A 23,036-nucleotide genomic window follows, 5' to 3' on the forward strand; every position below is an offset into this window, starting at 1 on the left:
CCCCCCCCCCCCCCTCCCCCCCCCCCCCCCCCCCCCCCCCCCCCCCCCCCCCCCCCCCCCCCCCCCCCCCCCCCCCCCCCCCCCCCCCCCCCCCCGACTCGCGGGACCGGAGCGCCGGCTCCACACCGACCCTGCGAAGCCGGGGGCCGTCGGGGGCGGTCAGTCGGCGACGGCTCGCCAGGCGGGGCCGTCCCCGTCGAGGTGGACCCGGCCGAACACCACGTCCGCGAAATGGACGCCGAAGCCGATCGTGCCCGGTCGGGCCAACTCGGCGACCAGGCGACGGCGTTCCCGCGCGGCCCGGTCGGGGTCGAGGTCGGCGGCGGCCGACCATTCGGGGTGGTCCACCTGGACCGGCGAGTGCATGGCGTCGCCGAAGGCGATCAGCCGCTCGCCGCCCCCGGTGATGACGTAGGACGCGTGCCCGGCGGTGTGACCGGGGGTGAGCAGCACGTGCACGCCGGGGAAGATCTCGTCGCCGTCGAGGACGGTGCGCACCTGTGGTGCCATGGCCTGGAGAATCTCGTCGGTGATGCCGCGCGCCGCCAGGAGGTGGCGGTGTGCCCATTCGGGTGCGGCGACCAGGAGGTCGCGGCCGGCGAACGCGGGCAGGTCGCGGTCCGGGGCGGGGTTCCAGGCCCAGCCGATGTGGTCGAGGTGCAGGTGGGTGATGGCGACGGCCTCGATCGTGGCCGGCGGACGGCCCAGTGCGGCCAGGTTGTCGAGCAGCGCACCGCCGTGGATGGCCCCGCGCGGATTGCCCGGCTGAGCCGGAATCGACTGCGGGCCGAAGCCCGTGTCGATCAGCAGCGCACGGTCGCCGTGCTCCACCAGCAGCGCGCCGATGCCCGCCGCCAGGTTGCCGGAGTCGTCGAGGTACTCGGGGTGGGCGGCCCAGTCCTCGTCCGTGCTGCGGGGGAACCAGCCGCGCGCGCTGAGTTCCACCGCCCCGTCCGGCACGTAGGTCACTTTCGTGTCGCCGAGTCGCAGTGATCGTGTCAGCGCCGGTCGCCGCAGTCGCTCGGCCAACGGCGTCCGGTCCGTGCCCTGTTCCGTCGTGGTGTCCGTCATGGTCGCTCCTTAAGAACTGTTGGCGGTCCGGGAGGACCGGGTGCGGCGCCGGCCCGGTGGCGGGTGTGCCGGGCAGGGCACGGCCCGCGGATCGAGTGGGCAACCGTGGTCGGCGGTACCGGCCGCGTCGGCGGCGGTGACCGCAGGTGTCCAGTTCACTCCGGTTGGAGCTCGCGATCCAGCAGCACTTCGAGTTCGCGACGATCACGAATCGCGATCGTCGCGCGCCGCCTCCCGACAGGCCTCCAGCAGGAAGCGCACGCGCTCGGGGGCGGCGGCTCGGTGCACCGCCAACACGGTGGGCAGGGAGAGCGCCGCCTCTGCGCTCCGCGCCCCGGCCGGGGAGCGCACCGGCAGGAAGGCCACCTGGCCGGCGCGCAGTTGGTGGGCGTGCGCCGCGTACACCACCGTCCAGCCGGCGACACCCGCGCCCAGCGCCGCAAGGGTGTCCTGGAGCGAGCTGTGCGGTGGTCCGGGCGCGGGCTCGAACCCGGCGTCCCGGCAGGCAGCCGTGACCAGATCGACCAGCGGCGGGTTGCTCCGGCGTTCCGTCAGGTGAAGCGGTAGCTCCGAGAGCCGGGCGAGGTCGACCGCGTCCGCCCCGGCCAGCGGGTGGCGGGCCGGCAGGGCGACCACGAGTTCCTCCCGCCACACCGGGATCAGCCGCACGCCCTGCGGCGCCGCCACCTCCCCGCGTACGAAGGCCGCGTCCCACTCCCGGTCGGCGACCCGCCGCAGGCGTTCCTCCGGCGCCGCCGAGGCCAACTCCACCCGGGTGCCGGGCGCGATTCGCTCCAGCGCCTCCAGCACCCGTTCCAACCGCACGCCCATTCCCCGGCTCGTCCCGACGCGCAGCACGCTCTCCCGCTCGGCGACGAAGCCGCCGACCAGGTCCAGGGCCCGCTGTCCGGCCGCCAACACCTCACGGGCGCCGGGCAGGAACGCCGCCCCCGCGGCACTCAGCCGCACGCGGCGCCCCGAGCGGTCGAACAACTCGACGCCCAGCTCGCGCTCCAGCCGGCCGATCTGCTGGCTGACGGCCGACTGCACGATCATCAACCGCTCGGCTGCGCGACCGAAGTGCAACTCCTCCGCCACCGCCACGAAGTACCGCAACTGACGAAATTCCATGACCTCGACCGAACCGGGAGCAGGGCACCGCCAGGCTACGGCAAGCACCAGCGCCCCGGTCCGACCGCTCACCCCACCCGGTCCCGGGGGGCCTATCCCTGGGCGGTGGGGCGAACGACGATGTCGCCGACGTCGACACCGTCCGGCTGCTCGATGGCGAAGGCGATGGCGCGGGCCACTGCGGCCGGCGGGAGGGCGATCTCCATCAGCTTGTCGATCTGGGCCTTCGCAGCCGGGTCCATGTGCTCCGCGAAGTCGGTGCGGACAGCGCCGGGTGAGACGACGGTCACGCGCAGGTTGGCGCCCGCCTCCTGGCGCAGGCCCTCGGAGACGGTGCGCACGGCGTTCTTGGTGGCGGCGTACACCGACTGGAGCGGGACGATGCGCAGTCCGGCGGTGGACACGGTGTTGACGAAGTGCCCGAATCCCTGCTCCCGGAAGAGGGGAAGGGCCGCGGCGATTCCGTACAGGACCCCTTTGAGGTTGACGTCGATCATCTGCTCCCAGTCCTCGACGCGCAGGTCGTCGAGGGGGGAGATCAGGCCGATCCCGGCGTTGCTGACGAGGACGTCGAGCTTGCCGTAGCGCTCGCATGCCAGCTTGACGAGGCCGGGGAGGTCCTCGCGCCGCGTCACGTCCGTGCGGATCCAGGCAGCCTCGCCACCGGCCTGTTCGATGCGGGCGGCCAGGGCCGCGAGACGCTCCGGACGGCGTGCCCCGAGGACGACCTTCGCGCCTCGCTCGGCCAGCAGAAGCGCGGTCGCCTCGCCGATGCCGCTGCTGGCGCCCGTGATCGCCACGACCTTGCCTTCGATTCCCGGCATGCTCGCCTGTCCTTCCAGAGTGCGGATTGCGGATTGCGGTGTGTGGAGTGTGGAGTGCGGAGCAGAGGGGGCGTCCGGGCAGGTCGGACCATGCCCTAGAGTGAAAGTGGAGGCTCCGCCACTTCGCCCAGGTTAAGTGGCGGAGCCTCCACTTAGCAACGGAGAAGGGAACGAGCCGCCGATGACCCGAGAGGCATGGCGCCCGCTGAGGGCCGACGCGCAGCGGAACCGGGACAAGATCCTGGCCGCCGCGGTGCGCGTGTTCAGCGAGGAGGGGCTCGACGCCCACTTCGAGCGCATCGCCAGGGAAGCGGGCGTGGGAACGGGCACGCTCTACCGCAACTTCCCGACCCGAGAGGCGCTGATCGAGGCGGCGTACCGCAACGAAGTGGCCCGGCTGTGCGAGGCCGCCTCCGACCTCCTGGCGACGATGCCGCCCGCCGAGGCCCTGCGGGTGTGGACTCGCCGCTTCATCGACTACGCCACCGCCAAATACGGCATGGCCGACGCCCTGCGAGCCGTCGTCGCCTCGGGCAGCAACCCCTACGCCGACAGCCACGAGATGATTCAGGGCGCCCTCAACTCCCTGATGGAGGCCGGTGCCGCCGCCGGCACGATCCGCTCCGACATCCGTGCGACCGACATGTTCGCCGCCCTCGCCGGAATCGCCCTCACCTCGGCCAAGCCCGAGCAGCGCGAGCAGGCCGAACGCCTCCTCGACCTCACCCTGGACGGGCTGAAATCCGCGCCGACTCAGCCGCCCGGTAACTGACGACAGGACCCGGACGTCACCTCGGCCGGTGCCCGGGTGTGGCGGCGGAACGGGACCGCCCGGTCGCCGGCTCGGGTGAGGCGGCGACCGGGCGGTCGGGGTGTGTCGGGGTGGGTCGGGGTGGGTGGTGGGCCGCGCCTCGGGGTCAGGCAGCGGCCCGTTCGGGCTGCTCCGCCTGGCGGTCGGCGGGCTGTCCGGTGGCGGCGGGGGTGTTCTCCCGGGGGGCGGGGAGTGCTGCCATGATCGCGGCGGAGATCACGATGGTCGCTGCCCAGGCGAGCCCGTACCTGCCGACCGGGGTGTCGGAGAGCGGGCCGGCGAACCAGTCGCACTTGGTGAAGGCGAGCCCCAGCAGCAGGGCGAGCACCCAGGACACCATGGCCTGCCAGCAGAAGCCGCCCGTGTACCAGTAGCGGCTGTTCCTGCTGGTGTCCATGAGCCCGGCGGCGTCGTAGCGCACCGCGCGTGAGCGGCGCCGGAACATGTCCACCGCGTAGACGCCGATCCAGGCCGAGAAGGAGACGGCGAGCAGGATGAGGAAGGTGATGAAGGAGCCCAGGAAGCTCTTGGCGACCAGCATCAGCAGCAGGCCGCCGACCAGTGAGATCACGGCGTTGATGCTGACGGCCGTGGCGCGCGGCAGCTTGACGCCCATGGTCTGTGCGGTGAAGCCGGCCGAGTACATGGAGAGGCTGTTGATCAGCAGCATGCCCACGATCGCGGTCAGCAGGTAGGGCACGGCCAGCCAGGTCGGCAGCAGGTCGCCGAGGAAGGAGACCGGGTCGGCGGCCTGGGCCAGGCCGGGCGAGGCCACCGCCATCACGGCGCCCATGAGCACCATGGGCACCATCACCAGGCCGGCGCCGGAGACCGTCACGCCGACGATCTTCCTGCCGGAGGCGGCGTGCGGGAGGTAGCGGGCGAAGTCCGGGCCGGTGGGGACCCAGCTGATGCCGCCGGCGGCGATGGTCCCGATGCCGGCGATCATCATCGCGGTGGTGCCCGCGGGCTTGGCGAAGACCTCGCTCCAGTGCATGGTGGCGACCAGGTAGCCCAGTACCAGCACGCTGAAGACACCGAAGAGGTACGTCGACCAGGTGTTGCAGACGTTCAGCGCCTTACGTCCCATGCCGGAGACCAGGAAGGTGCAGGCGACGAAGGCGAAGAGCGTGATGACGATCAGCGCGGTGTTGGTCTTGACGCCGAAGAGCAGGTCGAGGACGGTCAGCACGGCGTAGGCGCCGGTGACGGCGTTGATCGTCTCCCAGCCGAACCGGGCGATCCAGAGCACGGCGCCGGGGAAGAGGTTGCCGCGCACCCCGAAGGTGGCCCGCGAGAGGGTCGCGCCCGGCGCCCCGCCCCACTTGCCGGAGACCGACAGCACGCCGACCAGGCCGAACGAGATGAGCGCGGCGCTCGCCGCGACGATCAGGACCTGCCAGAAGTTCAACTGGTTGAACACCACCAGGGCGGCGCCCATGGTGAGCAGCAGAACGCTGATGTTCGCGGCGACCCAGGTCGGGAAGAGCTCGCGGACTCTGCCCCCGCGCTCGTGGTCGGGGACGGGTTCGATGCCGCGGGTTTCTATCGCGCCGCCGGTCTCGGCGTTCGACGGGTTGTCCATGAGGGTGGCTCCGTGCGTGTGAAGCGGAGATAAATCGAACAAATGGGGCATTTATGGAACTCTTCGCGCGTAGCGCGGGAGTTGAGCCATCCTACTTTGTCCGCTTCGGTTCCAGGTCGGCCCGGTATCGGAGGGGAGGGCGCCACCCCCGCCCGCGCCCCCTCCGCAAACGCCGCAGACGCCGTGAACGCCTTGACCGCCTTGAACACCGGAAATGCCGCGAACGCCTCGAACGCCGCGAACGGCGGGCCCGGCCCACGGCCAGGCCCGACGCGCTCGCGGCGCCGCCGAGGAGGAGATCGCGGCCGGGATGCGCCGCCGGCCCGGGAGCGCGCAGGCCCGACCAGGCGCCGCCTGATCCAGGCGCTCAGCGCGCACCCGGGGGTCTCACCTGGCGAACAGCGAACTGCCGCTGACGACGCGGGTGGTGCCGTCGGCGAGGGTGACGGTGACCGTGTCGGGGACGGCGCGGTGTGACATGGTCCCGGGCCACCAGGCGGTCCAGCGGCCGTCCGCCACGGTGACCTGGAAGGTGCGTCCGGCGACCTGCATGGTGATCGCCTTCACACCGGCCCCCACGGAGCCCTGCGCGTAGTTGAACATGGCGTCCCCGTCACCGTGGGAGCCGCCCGTGTCGTACGTGACCGCATCGGCCGCCACGTTCTTCACCGGGTCGATCGCCTCCCACAGGCCGCTGGTCTCCGAGGCGACGTAGCAGAGCATGGTCTTGCCGCCGCGGTTGACGACCATGGAGGCGACCTTGCCCCGCAGGTCCGCGTTGGTGATCTTGACGGGTGCCCCGGCGCCCGGGCCGCCGGCCATCCGGTCCAGGCACCACTTCTCGGCGGTGGCGCCCGGGCCGGTCGAAGCGGCCAGCGGTGTCGGGACGCCGGTCCAGCTGGCCAGTTCCGCAGAGCTCAGCGGCCCGCTGACGCCGCCCCGCGAGGACTGCGCCACGGCCACGGCCACGGCCGTACCCACGACGAGCGCACCGGCGAGGGTGACGGTCAGCCGCCGCCGAAAGCGCGGCCTGGCGGGGGCCGGGGCCGGGGTGGGGGCCGTGGTGGGGGTGGAGGTGTCGAGGTCGATCTGGCGCATCAGGCGCTCCCGGTGTAGGGCGTGGCGTCCTGCGGGGAGGTCGCGCTCGGCCGGCACGGGCACCTGCCCGAGCAGTTCCGCGCGCTCGACCGGCTCCGGCCGCTGTCCGGCGTTCACTGGTGTACCTCCTTCGGGGACGGGGCCGCACTCGCGGACCCACCCTGGATCTGGTTCCGGCCACGGCCGGGTTCCACTTTTTTCCGCTGCGCCCGGCGCTGGGCCGTCTCTGCGAGACGGTGCAGCCGGGTCCGGGCCCGGGACAGGCGTGAGCGTACGGTGCCCACCGGTACGCCCAGGGCCTCGGCGGCCTCCTGGTAGTCCAGGCCCGCCCACACGCACAGGGCCAGCACCTCACGGTCCGGGCGGCGCAACCGCGCCAGCGACTGCTGCAGGACCGCGATCCGCGCCGCGTCGTCGATCCGCCCGGCCACCTCCTGCGCGAAGTCGGGAACGTCCTCGCGGGCCGGCGGGAGCTGCGCCAGTACTTGCCAGTGCCGCCGGGCGGCCCGACGCTGGTTGCTGACCAGCTTGGTGGCGATGCCCAGCAGCCAGGGCCGCAGCGACCCGCCCTCCGCCTCGACCCGGTCGTGCCGGCGCCAGGCCTCCAGGAACGTCAACGACATCACGTCCTCCGCCGTCGACCAGTCCCCGGTGAGCCGGAACACGTGGTTGTACACCGCGCGCGCATACGTGTCGAAGAGCCGGCCGAACGCGTCCCGGTCACCGGCCCGCACCCTCGCGCGCACTTCTCGATCTGAAGAGTCCACGCCCCCTATCTGGTGCCCCGCCCGCCCGGGTTCCTATGACCTGCGTCACGGCTCCGAGCTCGCACAGCTACGGCGAAGTGACAAGTAGCCCGGAGTGACGATCGCAACTCTCCGTAATCGCCTTTCGGGGCCAATAGCGTGACGTAGAGGCGTCATACCGTCGGTAGCGCAACGGCTTCACGTCACGCTGCGAGCCTCGCCCGGCGAGCGGCGCGCAGACGATACGCCCGGGACCGGCACCGCCCCGAGCAGAACCGCATGTCAATCCGATAGGTCGCCCCGGCGAAGGTGATCACCCCGCGCGCCGGGCGGGTCGGCAGCCGGATCATGCGCCGGTGTCCGCGATGCTCGGCCTCGGCAAGCATCTTCCCGAGCGTCCGGATCCGATCCGCAGCAGTGTGAGCATCGGTTCGAGCGAGGCGGCCTGGTGGTGAAGGGGCCCCGGTGGGAACGGAAAGTCCGGGTTGCTGTCAGAACTTTTGACGCCCGGCGCTTCGGTCCTGGCCGGGGCCTCCGACTGTGTCTGATCATCGAATGTTGGACGCGGAGAGTAGTTGCATGAGTACGCTTGGTCCATGCTTACCGATCTGATCGAAGACCGCAGTGACGACTCCTACGTCCTCGAAATCCAGGACATCACCCTGACGCCCTCCTCTCCCGAACCGGGGAAGGAACTGCGGTGGGAGATGGCCGGCCGACTCAAGGAGCAGGTCGATCTGACCCAGGTGCAGTGCCAGGTCCAGGTGAAGCTGGGGCTCGTGACGCTGCTGCGGAACACGGCCACGCTGCCCGAGGTGCTGAAGATGCTGGGGGCGGAGTTGGAGGGGGCCACCCGGCCGCCCGCCGGGAAGTGGAAGCAGACCTGGACCTTCACGCTTCCCCGGGAGGTCCCGATGGGGGACGTCCGGATCTACCTCCAGTCGTACACCGGGGGCGGGGAGGAGAAGGACTTCATGGACCTCAACCTGCGCATCGACTTCCGCCGCCGGTAGCCCGTACGCCCGCCGAACCGGTCCCGAACACCGCCCGCCACACGCCCCGTGTGGCGGGCGGCCACGCGCCAAGGTCGCACCGCCGCCAGCACCGCAGCTCGTCTTCGGACCGGTCGGCCGACCCGTCGTCGTGCTCCTGGTCGCGCTCGTCGGTCCAGGTGCCGAACGGGCCGGGCTCGCCGTGGGCCTCGGCGCCGAGCAGCGGCGCGCCGCCCTTGAGCCGGTGCTCGTCGGTGCTCGCCGGGGATCACCGGGTGCTCGCTTCGAGCTGGGCAGGGATGCCGGTGCGGCCGGCGCGCAGTTCGCGCAGGTCGAGGATGTGGTTGTAGAGGGTGCCGGGGCTGACGCCGAGCATCTTGGCGATCGAGGTGATGGAGTGCTCGAGGTGGGGCAGCAGGTCCCGGGCCACCTTCAGGACCAGGGCGACGGCGTGGGCGGGCAGCGAGACGAGCGTGCTGCTGTAGTACGGGGCGGTGGTGTCGGTGGTGCTCCGTTCGGTCACGGGTGTCCTCCCGGGGGTGGGCGGGTGAGCGCGAGGTCGCCGACCTGCCCGCCCCGCCGTGTCCCCCGGGTTACAGGAGCCGGAGGTGGTCCAGGGCGAGGTAGGCCGCGGCGGTGTCGGTCATCTCGCCCGTGCGGAGCACGCGGGTGCGGAACTGGGCCAAGGCGAGGGTGGCGACGTCGATGAACTCGGTGCGTTCTGGGGTCGGTTCGGCGACCTTGGTGCAGCCGGTGGCGACGAAGACGAAGCGGCGGGTGTCGGAGTAGGCGTCGTGCCAGTACGGCCCGACCACCTGGACCTCGCCCTGGTAGCCGGTCTCCTCCAGCAGTTCCCGGGCGACGGCGTCGGCCGCTTGCTCCCCGGGTTCGATGAAGCCGCCGGGCAGTTCGAACAGCACGCGGCCGGGGCCGGGCCGGTACTGGCGGGCGAGGATGACGCGCTGGTCGGGGGTGAGGGCGAGCACCGCGCCGGCCGGGCGCTCGCTCTTGAGGTAGAACTCCTCTTTCCTGCCGTCGGGCAGTTCGAAGTCGACACGGTCGACGGATCGGCCGAACTTGCTGAAGACGGTGGTGCGTTCGATCTCGCGCCACGACGCGGTGGTGATGTCGGTCGTCATGGCCAGGACTGTACGACTCTGGCCGGGTGCGGGTTGCCCTTTCCGCCGCCGGTTCCTGACGGCGGGTGGGGCATGTCCAGGAGACCACCGGATCGGGTGACAGTGCGAGGGCATTTCAGTGGGCAGTCCATGGCTTGGCCGATACGCTGAATCGTCTCCCTGAACCGAGAGTTGGGGGTGGAGCGTCATGGTGAACGCGCTGTTCAGGCGCGCGCGGCTCTCCCGGAATCTGACACAGCGCCAGGTCGCCGAGCGGGTGCGAGGGCTGGTCGAAGAGGCGACCGAGCGGGAATCGTCGTTTGACGCCGGCTACGTCTCGCGCATAGAACGTGGCCTCATCACCTGGCCGCACGAGCACTACCGGCAAGCCCTCTGCCTGGTCCTGGGAGCGGGGACAGCGGCCGAGCTGGGCCTGGGTCGCCAAGCAAGTCCACCACCACGATCACCACGATGAGGTGAGTTCCTCGAACCGCCGAGACGTTCTCGCGGTCGCACTGGCCGCCATGCTGCCACCCGCCCGGCCACTCTCCCGCCTGCGCAGGGGCGATGTCACCGCGATCACCGAGCGCACCAGCGTGCTGGAGCACTGGGACCGGACAGCAGGCGGCCGGGCGGTGCGCGACTTCGCACTGCGCGAGCTGCACGCCGCCTCCGCCCTCACCGACATGCGCTACGCCGCCGTACGGTGACCGCCCCAGGAGCCCGGCAACCGGTTCCGCACCAGAAAGACGCGGCCGGGGTGGGCGCCCCCTCTACCCCGGGACCGACGGTGTCCACCCTCCAGCCTGAGCTAACTGGAGGTCGCCTGGTGCCTTGCAGCACCGGGTCCTTCAGCCGCCGCTTTCCTGCCATCGCGCGACTTCAGCTTGACGGGGCATCATCAGGGGTTCACTTTCGTTCGCCCGTCCGGCCTTCCCCTCGCCTGTAGCGTCCCGATGGCCAGGGCACCCTTGAGCTTGAACGCTCCGCTTCACACCCCGCCGTTACCAGCGACGCATGGGAGCACGGGGACGGGCCTTGGACACTGGCCCGAAGTTCAGCCGATCGACACCTCCCTCACGTGGCCGGCCTTCCTTACATGGTGCGACCTCGTGTCGCACGCTACAGAGAGCTACTTGTCACTTCGCCGTAGCTGTGCGAGCGCAGGGCCGTCAGGGCGATCGTGGGAGCGAGGCGAGGATGGCGTCGAGGCCGAACTCGAAGACGTCCCGTTGGGTGAAGGTCGGGAAGTCGACGGTGGTGGCGTGCATCGCCGGGTACACCTCGGCCGGGAGGCGGGCCCACTGTTGGCGGACCCGTTCCCAGTGCTGCGGGTCCTCGTCCCAGGCCCGGCGGACGGGGTAGAGCGTGGCGCAGCCGAGGACGAAGCGGATCAGCGTGGCCAGCAGGCCGATCGCCGTCCGGTGGTCGACCCGCAGTCGCTCCAGGCGGGCGTAGATCTGCTCGGACATGCGGGCCTCGATCTCGCCGACTCCGTCGGAGGGGGTGTTGATCTGCAGGAGGACAGGGTGCGTGATGAACAGTTCGAAGTAGGCGTGCATCACCTGCCGGAGCCATTCGACGTCGTCGAGGCCGGGGTCGGGCCACCGGAATCGGCTCAGCAGCTCCGCGGTGACGGCGAGGAGGATCGCGTCCTTGTCGCGGAAGTGCGTGTAGAGCGACATCGGGCGGACGCCCAGTTGGTCGGCGAGCCGACGGATGGTCACCGCGTCCAGTCCGTCGCGGTCGATCAGTTCGATCGCCGCGTGGACGATGGCCTCGGGGCTGAGGGTGCCGCGGGGTGCGCGAGCGGGCGTTGTCTTGCGCCTGGGCGATGGCATCGGGGTTCCTGATTCGTTCGGGACCGCAGTTCCATTACTGTACCGTACGCTGTACTGTTCCTGGATCGAGACTGATTCCAGGAGGTCGGATGTCCACACATGCACTCCCCGCCACTGCCTACGACCGAGCTGAGCGGATGCTGCTGCACAACCGGTCCCGGCTCGCCCTGCGGGCCAAGGCGAAGCCCGTCTGGATCGGCGGCGGCGAGAGGTTCTGGTACCGGGTCGAGACCGAGCGGGGCGGCGAGTTCGTGCTGGTCGACCCCGCCGCCGGGACCCGGGGGCCGGCGTTCGACCCCGAACGGCTCGCCGCCGCGCTGGCGTCCGCCGCCGGCCAGCCGGTCCAGCCGTACGCGCTGCCGTTCCGGGCGATCGAGTTGGCGGACGGGACGGTCGCGTTCGACGCGTTCGACGCGCGCTGGACCTGCCGGCTGGCCGACTACCGGTGCGCGCGGGACGAGAAGCACGTCCAACCCTCACCGCTGGAAGTCGTCTCGCCGGACAAGAAGTGGGCGGCGTTCCTCCGCGACCACGACCTGTGGGTGCGTTCGGTCGAGACGGGCGAGGAGTTCGCGCTCACCGCCGACGGCACCGCGGATCGCAGCTACGCGGCCCAACCCGACGCGGCGGTCCCCACGCACCTGCTCGGCAAGCTCGGTCTTGCGGACATGCCGCCGGCGCTGCTGTGGTCGCCGGACTCGGCGCGCGTCCTCACCCACCGCACCGACCAGAGCGATGTCGCCCTGATGCACCTGGTCGAAGCCGTCCCGCCGGACGGCGGCCGGCCGCGCCTGCGCAGCTACCACTACCCGGTCCCCGGCGAGCCGATGGCCCGCGGCGAGTGGATCGTCTTCGACATCGCGTCCCGGACCGCGACACCCGCCAGGACCGACCCGTTCCTGCTGCCCTACCTGTCACCTGTCACGCTGAAGAAGGCGTGGTGGGCCAAGGACAGCGCGGCCGTCTACTACCTGGATCAGCCCCGTGACCTCCGGACGCTGCGGCTGCACGCACTCGACCCGGCGACCGGCGAGGTGCGCACCCTGGTCGAGGAGCACGGCGACACGCGGGTGGAGGCCGCGCAGGAGGTCGCCCAGAAGCCGATCGTGCACGTGCTCGCCGGCGGCCGCGAGACGCTGTGGTACTCCCAGCGAGACGGCTGGGGGCACCTGTACCGCTACGAGGACGGGGCGCTGGTCGAACAGCTCACCCGAGGGCCGTTCGCGGTGCAGGAGATCGTGCACGTCGACGAGGCGGAACGGGCCGCGTACGTCGTCGTCTCAGGACTGGTCCAGGCCGACCCGTACCGACGGTCGCTGCTCCGGGTCGGCCTGGACGGCGGCGGGACCGCCAAGCTCACCGACGACGATCTGGACCACGTGATCACCGCGCCGGAACACGGCCGCTGGTTCGTCGACTCCGCGTCGACCGTCGACACCCCACCGAGGATCACCGTGCGTGACCGGGGCGGAGCCGTGCTGGTCGAGCTGGAACAGGCCGACATCACACCGCTGCTGGCCGCCGGCTGGACGCCGCCGGAGCGGGTCAGGACCCTGGCCGCCGACGGCGTCACCGAGATCTACGGCGTCCTCTACAAGCCCCACGGCTTCGACGCCGCGCAGCGCTACCCGGTGATCGACCACCCCTACCCGGGCCCGCAGACCCACCGGGTGGCGGCCTCCTTCGACCCGGGCGCCTACGGCTACGACGCCGAGGCGGTGGCGGCGCTGGGCTTCGCGGTGCTGGCCGTCGACGGCCGCGGAACGCCCGGCCGGGACAAGGCCTTCCACGATCACGCCCACCGCAACATGGGCAGCGCGGGCGCACTCGAAGACCATGTCGCGGCGCTGCGCCAACTCGCGGAAACGCGTCCGTGGCTGGACCTGGACCGGGTCGGTGTCTTCGGCCTCTCCGGCGGGGGGTTCACCACCGCCCGCGCCCTCCTGGCGTTCCCCGACTTCTACAAGGTCGGCGTGGCCGAGGCCGGCAACCACGACAACCGCCACTACCACGCGCTGTGGGCCGAGACCTACGACGGACCGTTCGACCCGGACGCCGGGGCCCGGCTGTCCAACACCGAGCTGGCCGGGAACCTGGTCGGCAAACTACTGCTCGTCCACGGCGACATGGACGACAACGTGACACCGCATCTGACGATGCGGCTGGTCGACGCGCTGATCGACGCGAACAAGGACTTCGACCTGCTGATAGTCCCCGGCGTCGAGCACAGCTTCCTCGGCCGCAACGGCTACGTCGCCCGCCGCCGCTGGGACTACCTGGTGCGCCACCTCATGCACCGCGAACCGCCGGCCGGCTACCGACTGGCGGACGTCCCGCTCTCCCTGGAACGGCTCGAAGTCCTCTTCAGCTGACGTGGAAAGGACCTTCCCCATGCCCACCTTGATTTTGTCGGGTCATATGGGAGCCACTGCTCCGGTGTGAACGGGAGCCAGGTGTAGGCCATTCGTGGCGGTGATGTACTCGACCCCGGTGGGTGTTCTTCGGCGAATTCGGGAGCCGTTCCGGCGAGATTGGGAGCCACTGATCGGGTGACCTGTTGGGCCCGGCTGGAGTGTCCATGGGGGGTGGTGGCGTCGGTAGGGTGTGATTGCGGGCCCAGGTCGCCTCCCTGACAAGTCGCGGCCGGGGCCTCACCCTGGATATGCGGAAGGGCTGGACCCGTGGGGTCCAGCCCTTCCGGCTGTGGCAGCAAATTGGACAGTGAGATTCGTTCTTCTGGGGTTAGTACTCCAGCCGTAGATCGTGATCACGGATGGGACGGTCAGGCCCGGGACGTTCCGAGGAACCGCAGCACGGCCAGGACGCGGCGGTGGTCCGCGTCGACCACGGGCAGGTCGAGCTTGGCGAAGATGTTGTTGATGTGCTTCGCCACGGCGCTCTCGCTGACCACCAGCGCCTGCGCGATGCCGGCATTGGAGCGCCCCTCGGCCATCAGGCCGAGCACCTCCCGTTCGCGGGGGGTCAGCCGCGCGAGCGGGTCGCTGTCGCGCCGCAGCAGCAACTGGGCGACGACCTGCGGGTCCAGGGCCGTGCCCCCGTCCGCCACTCGCCGGACCGCCGCCACGAAGTCGGCGACATCGGCAACCCGCTGCTTGAGCAGGTAGCCCACACCGCTGGTGTTCGCAGACAGCAGGTCAGCCGCGTACCGCTCCTCCACGTACTGCGAAAGCAGCACCACCGCCGTCCCCGGCCAGCGCCGACGGATCTCCATCGCCGCCCGCACCCCCTCGTCGGTGAAGCCGGGCGGCATCCGGACATCGATCAAGGCGAGTTCGGGCCGGTGCTCCGCCACCGCCGCCAACAGCCCCTCCGCATCGCCGGCTTCGGCGGCGACCTGGAACCCGCCCATCTCCAGCACCTTGATCAGGCCGACCCGCAACAACACCGAATCCTCGGCGATCACCGCGCGCACGGCAGCTCCGCGGTGACGGTGGTGGGCCCGCCAACGGGGCTGCTGACGTGGAAGGCCCCGTCGAGGGAGCCGACCCGCTTGGCCAGCCCGGTCAGCCCCGTGCCGGCGGCGGCGTCGGCACCGCCCAGCCCGTCGTCGGTAACGCGCACTCGCAGCACCTCGCCGACCTGACGGACTATCACCTCCGCGTGCATCGCGTTGGCGTGCTTCGTCGCATTGGTCAGCGCCTCAGAGATCACGAAGTACGCGACCGACTCCACGCTGGGCGCCACCCGCTCCTCCAGATTGACCCGCAGCCGCACCGGCAGGGGCGTGCGGGCAGCCAGCCCGGACAACGCCGCGTCCAGACCTCGGTCTTCGAGCACGGCCGGGTGCAGCCCCCGCACCAGATCATTGAGTTCGGCGATCGCCTCCTTCGCCTCCAGGTGCGCTCTCGCGATCACCTCGCGGTCATCACTCGGCAGGTCCGGGCGGGTGGCAAGGGCCAGACCCAGGTTGACCGCGAGAGACACCAACCGCTGCTGGGTGCCGTCGTGCAGGTCGCGCTCGATCCGGCGGCGCTCCGCGTCGACGGCCTCGATCAAGTCGGTCCGGCTCACGGCCAGCTGATCGACCCGCTCCTGGAGCCGCTGCGCCCGGCTGGGCCCGAGCAGGCCCAACGCCAGCCGCGCCTCGGCCCGGGCTACTGCCCGCGCGGTCCAGGGCAGGGCGCACAGGAGGAGGAGTCCAGCCGCTGTGTAGGCCGGCAGCTGGGTCAGGTAGCCGAACCAGTCCTGGCGGATTCCGGTTGGCAGCGCCCATGACCAGGCGTAGGCGATGACGCCCGCCAGGCACGCCGCTGCCACCGCGAGCACCAGCAGCTCCAGCAGCGCGAGCAGCGGGCCCAGCAGGAGGTGGTAGCCGATCTTGCGCCAAGGCCGCGTCGCCGCGAGCCACCGGGCGGTCGAGGCCCACGTCCATTGTTCCGGCGCGGTGGGGGTGAGCCGGGGGACGTCCACACCGATGAGCACCCGGTAGCGAGCCCGCTGAACGGCCGTCAGCACCGGGGTTCCGAGCAGGACCAGGGCGGCCGACATGGAAACCGTAAGGAGCCAGTTCCCCGTCCTGGCGGTAGTCGCCGCCGCCCAGGCCCACACGGGCACCAGCGCCAGGTGCGGCAGCACACCAGCGGCAAGAAAGCAGGTGTCCCGCCGCGCCCGGAGGACCGTGCGTCTCAGTCGAGCTGGAATCGTCATGGCACGACGCTAGGGCACCGCAGGAGGACCGTGCCATGAAACCTGTACCCGATCTCATGGTGAACCTAGTACCAGCTGTAGATCTTGATCTTGGCCTGTGGGCGGACAGGATCTCGGGTCGGTAGGTCGGCTTCTGCTGGCCGCCGGCAGGTAGAGCGGGCCCGGTGGAACAGGCACTATGCCCCGGTGCGAACGCGCTGGTGATCAGCGCCAGTTCGCCTCCCGCGACGAACTGGCCGAGGCCATCGACACCTTCGTCTTGGCCTACGACGAACACGACGCCAAGCCCTACCGCCGGACCTACGACGGCAGCCCGCTCAAAGCCGCATGAACCCCCGAAGGATCAACGCGGCGCTGGACTAGGACTGGAAGGCTACTTCCGGATTGTTCGGCGAGGGGCCGTCCAGCAGCGGACTGTGGATCCCCTTCAGCGTCTGGTCGAAGAACGCCGTCACGTACTCGCGGGTGATCGCCACCCCGCGTTCCGGGGAGAGGGGCCCCGTCGGGAGCCCGGCCTGCTCCTGAAGCACGTCCAGGTCGGAGAAGCTGAAGTGGTCGGCGCCGACGACCGTCAGCCACTTCTTGTAGCCGCCGAGGGCGGCCCAGGCCCGCCCCGCGATGCCGTCGCCGCTGCCGGGCGTGTGGCCGTCGCTACCCAGCATGAGGAAGGGCCGGTTGATCTGGCCGGGCATCGGGACCGGGTGGAAGGCGCCGTCCATGTCCACTCCGGCCCGTACTCGCGGGTCGGCGATCATCGTGGCGGCCGCCGCCGCTCCGCCGAGGGAGTGTCCGGCCATGCCGATCTCGTGCTTGTCGATGAGGTGTGCCAGGCGCCACGCGGTGTTGCCGTGCGTCAACTGGTCGATCACGAAGGACACGTCCCGCCCGCGGCTGACAGCTTCGGCGTCGAAGTCGATCGTTTCCGGGTGATCGCAGATCGCGCACGGCGGCGTCTGGCCGTTCGCCAGCGTCTCGCCGCTGTCCTCGTAGGTGTGGCCGATGAGCGCGACGACGTAGCCCTGACTGGCCAGGTCGGTCGCGAGCGAGGTGAGCATCATGCGCGGGTTCTCGGCCGCGGCTGAGAGGACCACCAGCGGATGCTTGCCGCGTTGCGGCCGCGCGCCGTCGAAGGCGTGAGTGGTGACGCTGGAAAGGGTCTGCGGGGTGACGCCGTAGCTCGCCGGTATCTTCCGGCGCTCGGTGATTCCGGCTGCCTCGGCGAGGGTCATGTAAGGGGCCGGAGTCCCGGTCCCGGGGACGGCCGGGTAGACCATCGTGACGGTCAGTTGGCGGGGGCCGGACGACGGCACCCACGGGTCGAGGCGGCTCGTGTCGGTGAGGTGGATGATGTCCTCGCCGGCGGCGTAGGGGCCGGTCGGCGCGGGGAGCGTGCCGTGGAAGGACGGCGTGGACGCGGTGGCCGTGGCCGTGGCCGTGGCCGGTGCGGTGTCGAACGCGTGCGTGGCCACCGGTGTGGCCGACGGTGTGGTCGTGGCGGCGAACCCGGCGCCGGTTCCGGTGATGAGGGCGGCGAGCGTCAGCACCGCGACAGCGCTGATACGGCGATTGCGTTTCATGGGATCGACGCTAGGACACCTCGACGGGGGTCTGCCATGAGCCTGGCACCCGAATCCATGGTGGCACCAGTGCCACGGTTGCTGATTCTGTAGTCGGACAAGAGAGGCGCGTCGACGATGCCGTTCTCCTGGGTGAAGGCGGCGATGAGGGACTGTCAGGCGATGTTGTCGACCGCTGCCCACCCAGCCCCTGCCCACTCTCATGTCCACCCCCGGTGACGCCGACCCCGCCTACGTGCTCACGCAGAGATTCGTCCAACAGTGCGTCAGTTCTTGGCTGGGAAGAGGGATTCCTGGGTGGCCTGGTAGCGGTAGGACTCGGTGCCGGTCTGGATCAGGGTGCAGCGGAAGGTGATCCGGTCGGCGATGGCCGCGCAGAGGCGGGCGTCGCCGAAGGTCTTGTCCCATCCGGTGAAGGGTGAGTTCGTGGCGACCGCGGTGGCCTTGCGCTCCTCACGCTCGGTGAAGATCTGGAACAGCAGTTTGGCTCCCTTGCGGTCAAGGTTGAGGTAGCCGAACTCGTCCAGGCACAAAAGGTCGATCTTGCTGTAGCGGGCGATGACAGAGGACAGGCGGCGGCTGGCGTCGGCTTCGGCGAGCTCGTTCACCAGCGCGCTGGTGGTGGTGTAGCGCACCGACAGGCCGGTCTCGGCGATGGCGGTGCCGATGCCGATCAGCAGGTGGGACTTGCCGGTGCCGGAGTCGCCGATCAACACCAGAGGCCGGCCTTCGCGGACCCAGGTCGGGGACTTCAGGTCCGCGACGACCTCGGGGGTGATGTTCGGGTTCTTGGAGAAGTCGATCGCGGCTAGACGCTCGTTCAGCTCCGCCTGCGAGTCGACCGCAGGCGGCGGGACCAGGTGTTTGCGGCGGAACCGCCCGCCCTCGTGCTCCCCCCGCCCTTCTCGTGGGCACCGTCCTCGCCGGGCGCACAGTAGAACGCGGAGAACTGGTACCAGGACTTGAACGACGCCCACCGCGCTGACTCCAGCCTGGAGCGGCCGAACAGCACCTGCTTGACCGCCGGCTTCAAGTTGTCGTAGCGGATGTGCACCGACGGCACCCCGCCCAGCACGGTGAACGCCTCGACGTGGCCTTCCAGGAACGCCTCCTGGGACGCTGTCGCGTAGACCCGGTGCACCGCCTTGCCCGAGTAGGAAAGCCGCAGCGTGAACAGCACGCACTTGCGCCGCTGCCCGGCCAGGTCCAGCCAGAAGTCCGCGAAGGCGACCTCCGCCTCCTCGCACGGCCTCTTCGCCTGCGGCACCATGCCATCGAGATGCCGCCGGCCCTCCAGAGCCTCCGCGCGGATCTGCGGGCGTCGCTTGGACACGTAGTCCCAGACCGTGGTCGAACGGGCCAACTCGAAGTCGTGCTCCGCAGCCAGACGCTCCATGATCCGCGGGATCGTGTGCTTCTGCTTCGCCGGAGCGTCCAGGTCCTCGCGCAGCATCGCGTCGATAGAGCCCTTCACCGGCTCCAGCACAGCGTGACGGCCAGACGGCGCAAGCCTCCACGATTACTCCGAAAGCGGCATGCTCCACACCATCACATCGGTTGGCTCCCGATCTCACCGGAGAACCCCTGGCTCCCATTCACCCCGAAGCCGTGGCTCTATTTCACCCCGGTAAAAACACCCACCTTCTCTGCCCGGGCCCGGCCCTTCTTCTCGAACCGCGGGTAGCCGACGGCCCGGCCGGCGCGACGGCCGGCCAGCGAGTCGAAGTTGGTCGGCGAGACGGCGCGTGCGCTGCTGATAGCGCTCGATCAGGCCGGGAAGCTGCTCGCGGAACGTCTGCCGCGGGCAGCCCCGGCCCGGGCAGACCGTGCGCCGGACCCGCACGGCTGCGACGACCTGCCGCCCGTCCACCGGCACGTCCGCGACCACCCGCCCGTGGAAGGCGTGCACCTGCCCCGTCGGCCGTCCGTACATCGGGCACGGCACCGGACAATCTCCCGGTACGGACGGCCGACCCCGGGCAGTGGAGGGCGATCCGTGCTCAGGCGGTCGCGTCGAGGGCCGGGGGCTGCCAGTTGTACGTCCGGGCGGAGCGGTTGAGCAGGGTGCGGGCCGGGAGGAGGCCGGCGAGGGTGAGGGCGGCGTCGCGCAGGCGGGTGGCGGCGGGGGTGCGGAGGGCGACGAGGCCGCCGATGCGGCGGGAGCCGGTGACGATGGCGGTGGTGCGCGGGAGGCGTGCGGCGGTGTAGGCGGGGAGGCTGGTGGCCGGGTCCGCGGCGGGGGTCAGGGCGGAGGCGAGGACGACGGCGTCCTCGACGGCCTGGCAGGCGCCCTGGCCCTGGAAGGGGCACATGGCGTGGGCGGCGTCGCCGAGGAGGGCGACCCGGCCCTGGTGGTAGGCGGGCAGGGGGTCGGAGAGGTCCCAGACGTCGTGGCGCAGGACGCGCCCGGGTTCCGCGAGCGCGAGGAGTTGGGGCACGGGCGCGCACCAGGTGCCGTACCTGCGCAGGAGCTCGGCCTTCTCGTCGCCGTCGGCGGCGCGGGCGCCGGCCGGGGCGAGGGCGGCGCCGTACACGTAGACCCGGCCGTCGGCGAGCGGGACGACGCCGGCGAGCTGTCCGCGTCCCCAGACCTCGCCCACGGCATCCGGCCGGCGGGTGGGGGACACGATGGTGCGCCAGGTGGTGAAGCCGCTGTAGCGGGGGCCGGGGTGCTGCGGGAAGAGCTGCGCGCGGGTGGCGGAGCGGAGGCCGTCGGCGGCGACCACCAGGGCGGCGGGCCGGTTCCCGTCGGGGGTCGAGACGACGGCTGGTTCGGTGGTGCCTCCGGGGGTGACGAGGGCGGCGGGCGAGTTGGTGCGGACGGTGCCGTCCGGAAGGGCGTCGACCAGGGCGGCGATGACGTCGGCGCGGGCGACGGCGGTGATCGTCTCGCCGAAGCGGGCCTCGAAGGTGGCGGTGTCGGTGCGGGCGAGCCAGCGTCCGGAGGGGTGGCGCAGGCCGATGGCGGGATGTGCGGTGGCGAGGGCGCGCAGGCGTTCGCCGACGCCGAGCCGGTCGAGGGCGCGTAGGGCGTTGGGGGCGAGGGCGAGTCCGGCGCCGACGGGTTCGAGCGAGGCGGCGCGCTCGTGGACGGTCACGGGGATGCCCTGGCGGTGGAGGGCGAGGGCGGCGGAGAGTCCGCCGATGCCGCCGCCGATGACGATCGCCTGATACGCGTCCATGAGTGAACCCCTCTCCCGACACTACGGCTGTAGTGACCACTTCCCGCACCGTACTACACCTGTAGTTGGGATGGGCTAGTGTTGACGTGAATGGGGTTCGGGCCCGCCCCGGGTCGAGACCCCCTGAGGAGAGAGGCCGTGATCGGATCCATGACACCGCCGCGCCCGACGCTGATCGCCGACGCCGCCATCGCCCTGATCGCCGAGCGCGGCCTGCGCGGGCTGACCCACCGCGCAGTGGACGAGGAGGCCGGACTGCCCGCCGGCTCGACCTCGAACCTCGCCCGGACCAGGGCCGCCCTGCTCGACCTCGCCCTCACCCGCATCGTCGAACGCGAGGCCGGAGGCCACCCGCTCATGGCCGGCGGGCCCCCGCCGGACGCCTGCCCGCGCAACCTGCTCGCCCAGGGAGTGGCCGAGTTGCTGCACGAGGCGCTCACCACCGGGCGCAGCCTCACGCTGGCCCGCCTCGAACTCGCCCTGGAAGCCACCCGCCGGCCCGAACTGCGCGCCGGCTACGACCGGCTGGGTGCGCGCTTCACCGACACCGCTGCCGCCCTGCTGGCGCGGAGCGGCTCGGCCGACCCCGTGGCCGACGCCCAACGGCTGATCCGCTGGTGCGACGGGCTGCTGTTCAACGGCGCAGCGGGCAGCGGGCACTGGCACGTGCCGACACCGGAGGAACTGCGCGGCGAGGTCGCACGCTACCTCGCCGCACTGCTCGACCGGGGACTGCTCGACCGGGCCTGACCGGCCGGGACCGATCGACCGTCGCGGACACAAGATTCCTGAACCGCGGCAGCGGCCCAAGGGCTAGCGTGAGGCGAGGATCTTCGATCGAGTCCCATGAGCTGAATGAACGGCAGAGGGGTGCGGGGGTGCGAATGGCACTGGAGATGATCCCGGACCGGCCCGGTCGGGAGGTCGCCGTCGAGCCCAAGCTCGATGGGCTCCTTGCGATCTTCTACTCTGACTGGGTGATGCCGCAGACCACGGCGGTGAGCGCAACGTTCGGCGGTGTCCTCACGGCGGTGGGGGCCGGTGGCTTCGCGGTCGTTCCGGTGGATCGCCGACCCCTTGAGCGGCAGCGGTGGTGACGTGCCAGCTGACGGGGAGGGTGAGCGGTGACTTGCTCGGGGATTCGTCGTCCCAGGCGGGTTCCTGTCCTTCGGCGAGGCGCAGTCGCGGGAAGCGGTCGAGCAGGGCTTCCAGTCCCACGGCCATCTGGGCCCGGGCCAGGTGCGCGCCGATGCAGTTGTGTGCACCCCGGCCGAAGGCGAGGTGCGGGTTCTCCGCCCGGCACAGGTCGAGCCGGTCGGCGTCGGTGAACACCCGCTCGTCGCGGTTGGCCGAGGCGAGGACGGGCAGAACGGCGTCGCCCGCGCGGATCCTGCGGTCGTGCAACTCGATGTCCTCGACGGCCTGGAGGACCACGACGCCGTTCATGACCGGTATGTACCGCAGGAGTTCCTCCACCGCGCCGGGTATGAGGCCGCGGTCGTCGCGGAGCCGGGCGTACCGGTCGGGCGCGGTCAGCAGGGCCACCACGGCGTCGGCCAGGAACATGGTGCTCGTGCGGTAGCCGGCGACCAGCATCGAGAGCCCGAAGGTCACCGCGCTCTCCCCGTCCAGGGTGCCGGGCCCGCACGTGTGGACCAGCCCGGTGAGGACGTCGTCGGCGGGCTCGCGCCGCTTGCGGTCGAGCAGTGACGCGATGTACTCGCGCAGTTCGGAGGTGACCTCGCGGCCCTCGTCCAGGGTGACCATCGCCCCGAGGGCGGCGTCCGCCCTGGGCAGGAAGTACTCGCGGTCCTCGTAGGGAATGCCCACCAGCTCGCACATGGCCAGCAGCGGGAAGGGCTCCAGGAAGCCGCCGACCAGGTCGCCGGGCTGCCCGGCGGCCGTGAAGTCGTCCAGCAGCCCATCGGCCGACCGGCGCAGTCGCGGCAGCCGGCGCCGGACGGAACGGACGCTGAACGGCTCGGCCAGAGCGCGGCGCAGGGCCTCGTGGCGGGGGCCGTTCAGTTCCATCATCGTGATCAGGCCCGGCTCGTCGTCGGCGGCCCGGTCAGGTCGGGGCGGCCAGTCGTTGATGGTCGGCCGGATCAGCCGGGGGTCCGCGATCAGGTTCCGGACGTCCTCGTAGCGGGTGGCGTACCAGGCGGTGGCGCCGATCGGCAGCCGGACCTCCGTGAGCGGGCACTCCCGGCGCAGCCACCCGTACTGCGTGGGCGGGCCCATGGTGCCCGGCGGCGGGAGGGGCAGGTCGATGGCGGGCAGGTCGATGGCGGGCGGGTCGGCGGCGGGTTGCGGCGGTGAGCTGCTCACTGGCGGTGCTCCCTGGTCGCGTACGAGGTGGTCGCGTGGGAGGTGGTCGCGTGCGAGGTGATCG

At 71.3% G+C, this 23,036-nt stretch carries 22 protein-coding genes and 1 pseudogene; 6 read left to right on the plus strand and 17 right to left on the minus strand.

The features are described 5' to 3' along the window. Positions 1 to 159: 159 nt before the first annotated feature. The 3 genes from AC07BF_RS30275 to AC07BF_RS30285 form a co-directional block, all read right to left on the minus strand. Positions 160 to 1,071 carry an MBL fold metallo-hydrolase gene (locus AC07BF_RS30275; RefSeq protein WP_400987638.1) on the minus strand — a complete coding sequence of 304 codons (912 nt, stop codon included), beginning with the start codon at positions 1,069 to 1,071 and terminating at the stop codon, positions 160 to 162. Between the two features lie 204 nt (positions 1,072 to 1,275). Continuing rightward, positions 1,276 to 2,202, minus strand: a complete 927-nt coding sequence (locus tag AC07BF_RS30280; RefSeq protein WP_363587900.1) for a LysR family transcriptional regulator — start codon at positions 2,200 to 2,202, stop codon at positions 1,276 to 1,278. A 92-nt stretch (positions 2,203 to 2,294) separates the two neighbouring features. Further along, positions 2,295 to 3,026 carry an SDR family oxidoreductase gene (locus tag AC07BF_RS30285; RefSeq protein ID WP_363587902.1) on the minus strand — a complete coding sequence of 244 codons (732 nt, stop codon included), beginning with the start codon at positions 3,024 to 3,026 and terminating at the stop codon, positions 2,295 to 2,297. A 181-nt stretch (positions 3,027 to 3,207) separates the two neighbouring features. Between AC07BF_RS30285 and AC07BF_RS30290 the strand changes: the two genes are divergently transcribed. Continuing rightward, positions 3,208 to 3,798 carry a TetR/AcrR family transcriptional regulator gene (locus AC07BF_RS30290; RefSeq protein WP_400987640.1) on the plus strand — a complete coding sequence of 197 codons (591 nt, stop codon included), beginning with the start codon at positions 3,208 to 3,210 and terminating at the stop codon, positions 3,796 to 3,798. A 145-nt stretch (positions 3,799 to 3,943) separates the two neighbouring features. On the opposite strand, the gene AC07BF_RS30295 is transcribed toward AC07BF_RS30290, so the two are convergent. From AC07BF_RS30295 to AC07BF_RS30305, 3 genes are all read right to left on the minus strand, one after another. Further along, positions 3,944 to 5,422, minus strand: coding sequence for a purine-cytosine permease family protein (locus tag AC07BF_RS30295; RefSeq protein ID WP_363587906.1), 1,479 nt, complete (start codon positions 5,420 to 5,422; stop codon positions 3,944 to 3,946). A gap of 387 nt (positions 5,423 to 5,809) precedes the next feature. Then, entirely contained in the window at positions 5,810 to 6,637 is an 828-nt protein-coding gene (locus AC07BF_RS30300) for a hypothetical protein (protein ID WP_363587908.1), read from the minus strand. Then, the gene (locus AC07BF_RS30305) at positions 6,634 to 7,266 is read right to left on the minus strand and encodes an RNA polymerase sigma factor (RefSeq protein ID WP_478318643.1); all 633 of its coding nucleotides are present in this window, start codon (positions 7,264 to 7,266) and stop codon (positions 6,634 to 6,636) included. The genes AC07BF_RS30300 and AC07BF_RS30305 overlap by 4 nt, the downstream gene beginning before the upstream one ends. Before the next feature lie 596 nt (positions 7,267 to 7,862). Between AC07BF_RS30305 and AC07BF_RS30310 the strand changes: the two genes are divergently transcribed. Then, positions 7,863 to 8,279, plus strand: a complete 417-nt coding sequence (locus tag AC07BF_RS30310) for an ML domain-containing protein (protein WP_478318645.1) — start codon at positions 7,863 to 7,865, stop codon at positions 8,277 to 8,279. Between the two features lie 247 nt (positions 8,280 to 8,526). Here AC07BF_RS30310 and AC07BF_RS30315 read toward each other — a convergent pair whose 3' ends face one another. Beyond that, positions 8,527 to 8,781: a hypothetical protein gene (locus AC07BF_RS30315; protein WP_400808602.1), complete on the minus strand. Its 255-nt coding sequence runs from the start codon at positions 8,779 to 8,781 to the stop codon at positions 8,527 to 8,529. 70 nt (positions 8,782 to 8,851) lie between these two features. Further along, the gene (locus AC07BF_RS30320) at positions 8,852 to 9,397 is read right to left on the minus strand and encodes an NUDIX hydrolase (RefSeq protein WP_400808604.1); all 546 of its coding nucleotides are present in this window, start codon (positions 9,395 to 9,397) and stop codon (positions 8,852 to 8,854) included. A gap of 455 nt (positions 9,398 to 9,852) precedes the next feature. Here AC07BF_RS30320 and AC07BF_RS30325 point away from each other — a divergent pair, with 455 nt between their 5' ends. Beyond that, a complete protein-coding gene (locus AC07BF_RS30325) occupies positions 9,853 to 10,086 on the plus strand; it encodes a hypothetical protein (RefSeq protein ID WP_478318647.1) in 234 nt (77 codons plus the stop codon). Positions 10,087 to 10,548: 462 nt separating this feature from the next. On the opposite strand, the gene AC07BF_RS30330 is transcribed toward AC07BF_RS30325, so the two are convergent. Continuing rightward, positions 10,549 to 11,217 (minus strand): TetR/AcrR family transcriptional regulator, encoded by a 669-nt coding sequence (locus AC07BF_RS30330; protein WP_363587922.1) that lies wholly within the window; start codon positions 11,215 to 11,217, stop codon positions 10,549 to 10,551. A gap of 89 nt (positions 11,218 to 11,306) precedes the next feature. On the opposite strand from AC07BF_RS30330, the gene AC07BF_RS30335 reads away from it, so the two are divergent. Next, positions 11,307 to 13,589 carry a S9 family peptidase gene (locus tag AC07BF_RS30335; RefSeq protein WP_400987646.1) on the plus strand — a complete coding sequence of 761 codons (2,283 nt, stop codon included), beginning with the start codon at positions 11,307 to 11,309 and terminating at the stop codon, positions 13,587 to 13,589. A 410-nt stretch (positions 13,590 to 13,999) separates the two neighbouring features. Here AC07BF_RS30335 and AC07BF_RS30340 read toward each other — a convergent pair whose 3' ends face one another. Continuing rightward, on the minus strand, positions 14,000 to 14,650 hold the full coding sequence (locus AC07BF_RS30340) for a response regulator (RefSeq protein ID WP_400808616.1): 651 nt from the start codon (positions 14,648 to 14,650) through the stop codon (positions 14,000 to 14,002). Then, positions 14,638 to 15,885 carry a sensor histidine kinase gene (locus AC07BF_RS30345; protein ID WP_478318650.1) on the minus strand — a complete coding sequence of 416 codons (1,248 nt, stop codon included), beginning with the start codon at positions 15,883 to 15,885 and terminating at the stop codon, positions 14,638 to 14,640. Before AC07BF_RS30345 ends, AC07BF_RS30340 begins: the two co-directional genes overlap by 13 nt. Before the next feature lie 178 nt (positions 15,886 to 16,063). On the opposite strand from AC07BF_RS30345, the gene AC07BF_RS30350 reads away from it, so the two are divergent. Beyond that, the gene (locus AC07BF_RS30350; RefSeq protein ID WP_363587930.1) at positions 16,064 to 16,216 is read left to right on the plus strand and encodes a hypothetical protein; all 153 of its coding nucleotides are present in this window, start codon (positions 16,064 to 16,066) and stop codon (positions 16,214 to 16,216) included. A 28-nt stretch (positions 16,217 to 16,244) separates the two neighbouring features. Here AC07BF_RS30350 and AC07BF_RS30355 read toward each other — a convergent pair whose 3' ends face one another. The 5 genes and pseudogenes from AC07BF_RS30355 to AC07BF_RS30375 all read right to left on the minus strand — a co-directional run bounded on the left by AC07BF_RS30355 (position 16,245) and on the right by AC07BF_RS30375 (position 20,644). Continuing rightward, a complete protein-coding gene (locus AC07BF_RS30355; RefSeq protein WP_478318652.1) occupies positions 16,245 to 17,462 on the minus strand; it encodes an alpha/beta hydrolase family protein in 1,218 nt (405 codons plus the stop codon). Between the two features lie 266 nt (positions 17,463 to 17,728). Beyond that, on the minus strand, positions 17,729 to 18,397 hold the full coding sequence (locus tag AC07BF_RS30360; protein WP_478318685.1) for an ATP-binding protein: 669 nt from the start codon (positions 18,395 to 18,397) through the stop codon (positions 17,729 to 17,731). Continuing rightward, entirely contained in the window at positions 18,283 to 18,936 is a 654-nt protein-coding gene (locus tag AC07BF_RS30365) for a hypothetical protein (protein ID WP_478318654.1), read from the minus strand. The genes AC07BF_RS30360 and AC07BF_RS30365 overlap by 115 nt, the downstream gene beginning before the upstream one ends. 207 nt (positions 18,937 to 19,143) lie before the next feature. Next, positions 19,144 to 19,416, minus strand: a pseudogene (locus AC07BF_RS30370) (ISL3 family transposase); the annotation flags it as partial. Positions 19,417 to 19,462: 46 nt separating this feature from the next. Further along, a complete protein-coding gene (locus AC07BF_RS30375; protein WP_400987652.1) occupies positions 19,463 to 20,644 on the minus strand; it encodes an FAD-dependent monooxygenase in 1,182 nt (393 codons plus the stop codon). A 138-nt stretch (positions 20,645 to 20,782) separates the two neighbouring features. Between AC07BF_RS30375 and AC07BF_RS30380 the strand changes: the two genes are divergently transcribed. Beyond that, positions 20,783 to 21,394: a TetR/AcrR family transcriptional regulator gene (locus AC07BF_RS30380; protein ID WP_400987654.1), complete on the plus strand. Its 612-nt coding sequence runs from the start codon at positions 20,783 to 20,785 to the stop codon at positions 21,392 to 21,394. 273 nt (positions 21,395 to 21,667) lie between these two features. On the opposite strand, the gene AC07BF_RS30385 is transcribed toward AC07BF_RS30380, so the two are convergent. Further along, complete coding sequence (locus AC07BF_RS30385) at positions 21,668 to 22,972, minus strand: cytochrome P450 (RefSeq protein WP_478334184.1); 1,305 nt, start codon at positions 22,970 to 22,972, stop codon at positions 21,668 to 21,670. Positions 22,973 to 23,036: the final 64 nt, after the last annotated feature.

It is taken from the genome of Kitasatospora sp. NPDC043950, assembly GCF_056435345.1.

What these genes read in the sequence shown, in the direction of transcription:
- AC07BF_RS30275 (WP_400987638.1), bottom strand. Translation starts at nt 1,071, where the DNA reads ATGACGGACACCACGACGGAACAGGGCACGGACCGGACGCCGTTGGCC.
- AC07BF_RS30280 (WP_363587900.1), bottom strand. Translation starts at nt 2,202, where the DNA reads ATGGAATTTCGTCAGTTGCGGTACTTCGTGGCGGTGGCGGAGGAGTTG.
- AC07BF_RS30285 (WP_363587902.1), bottom strand. Translation starts at nt 3,026, where the DNA reads ATGCCGGGAATCGAAGGCAAGGTCGTGGCGATCACGGGCGCCAGCAGC.
- AC07BF_RS30290 (WP_400987640.1), top strand. Translation starts at nt 3,208, where the DNA reads ATGACCCGAGAGGCATGGCGCCCGCTGAGGGCCGACGCGCAGCGGAAC.
- AC07BF_RS30295 (WP_363587906.1), bottom strand. Translation starts at nt 5,422, where the DNA reads ATGGACAACCCGTCGAACGCCGAGACCGGCGGCGCGATAGAAACCCGC.
- AC07BF_RS30310 (WP_478318645.1), top strand. Translation starts at nt 7,863, where the DNA reads ATGCTTACCGATCTGATCGAAGACCGCAGTGACGACTCCTACGTCCTC.
- AC07BF_RS30320 (WP_400808604.1), bottom strand. Translation starts at nt 9,397, where the DNA reads ATGACGACCGACATCACCACCGCGTCGTGGCGCGAGATCGAACGCACC.
- AC07BF_RS30330 (WP_363587922.1), bottom strand. Translation starts at nt 11,217, where the DNA reads ATGCCATCGCCCAGGCGCAAGACAACGCCCGCTCGCGCACCCCGCGGC.
- AC07BF_RS30335 (WP_400987646.1), top strand. Translation starts at nt 11,307, where the DNA reads ATGTCCACACATGCACTCCCCGCCACTGCCTACGACCGAGCTGAGCGG.
- AC07BF_RS30345 (WP_478318650.1), bottom strand. Translation starts at nt 15,885, where the DNA reads ATGACGATTCCAGCTCGACTGAGACGCACGGTCCTCCGGGCGCGGCGG.
- AC07BF_RS30350 (WP_363587930.1), top strand. Translation starts at nt 16,064, where the DNA reads ATGCCCCGGTGCGAACGCGCTGGTGATCAGCGCCAGTTCGCCTCCCGC.
- AC07BF_RS30355 (WP_478318652.1), bottom strand. Translation starts at nt 17,462, where the DNA reads ATGAAACGCAATCGCCGTATCAGCGCTGTCGCGGTGCTGACGCTCGCC.
- AC07BF_RS30375 (WP_400987652.1), bottom strand. Translation starts at nt 20,644, where the DNA reads ATGGACGCGTATCAGGCGATCGTCATCGGCGGCGGCATCGGCGGACTC.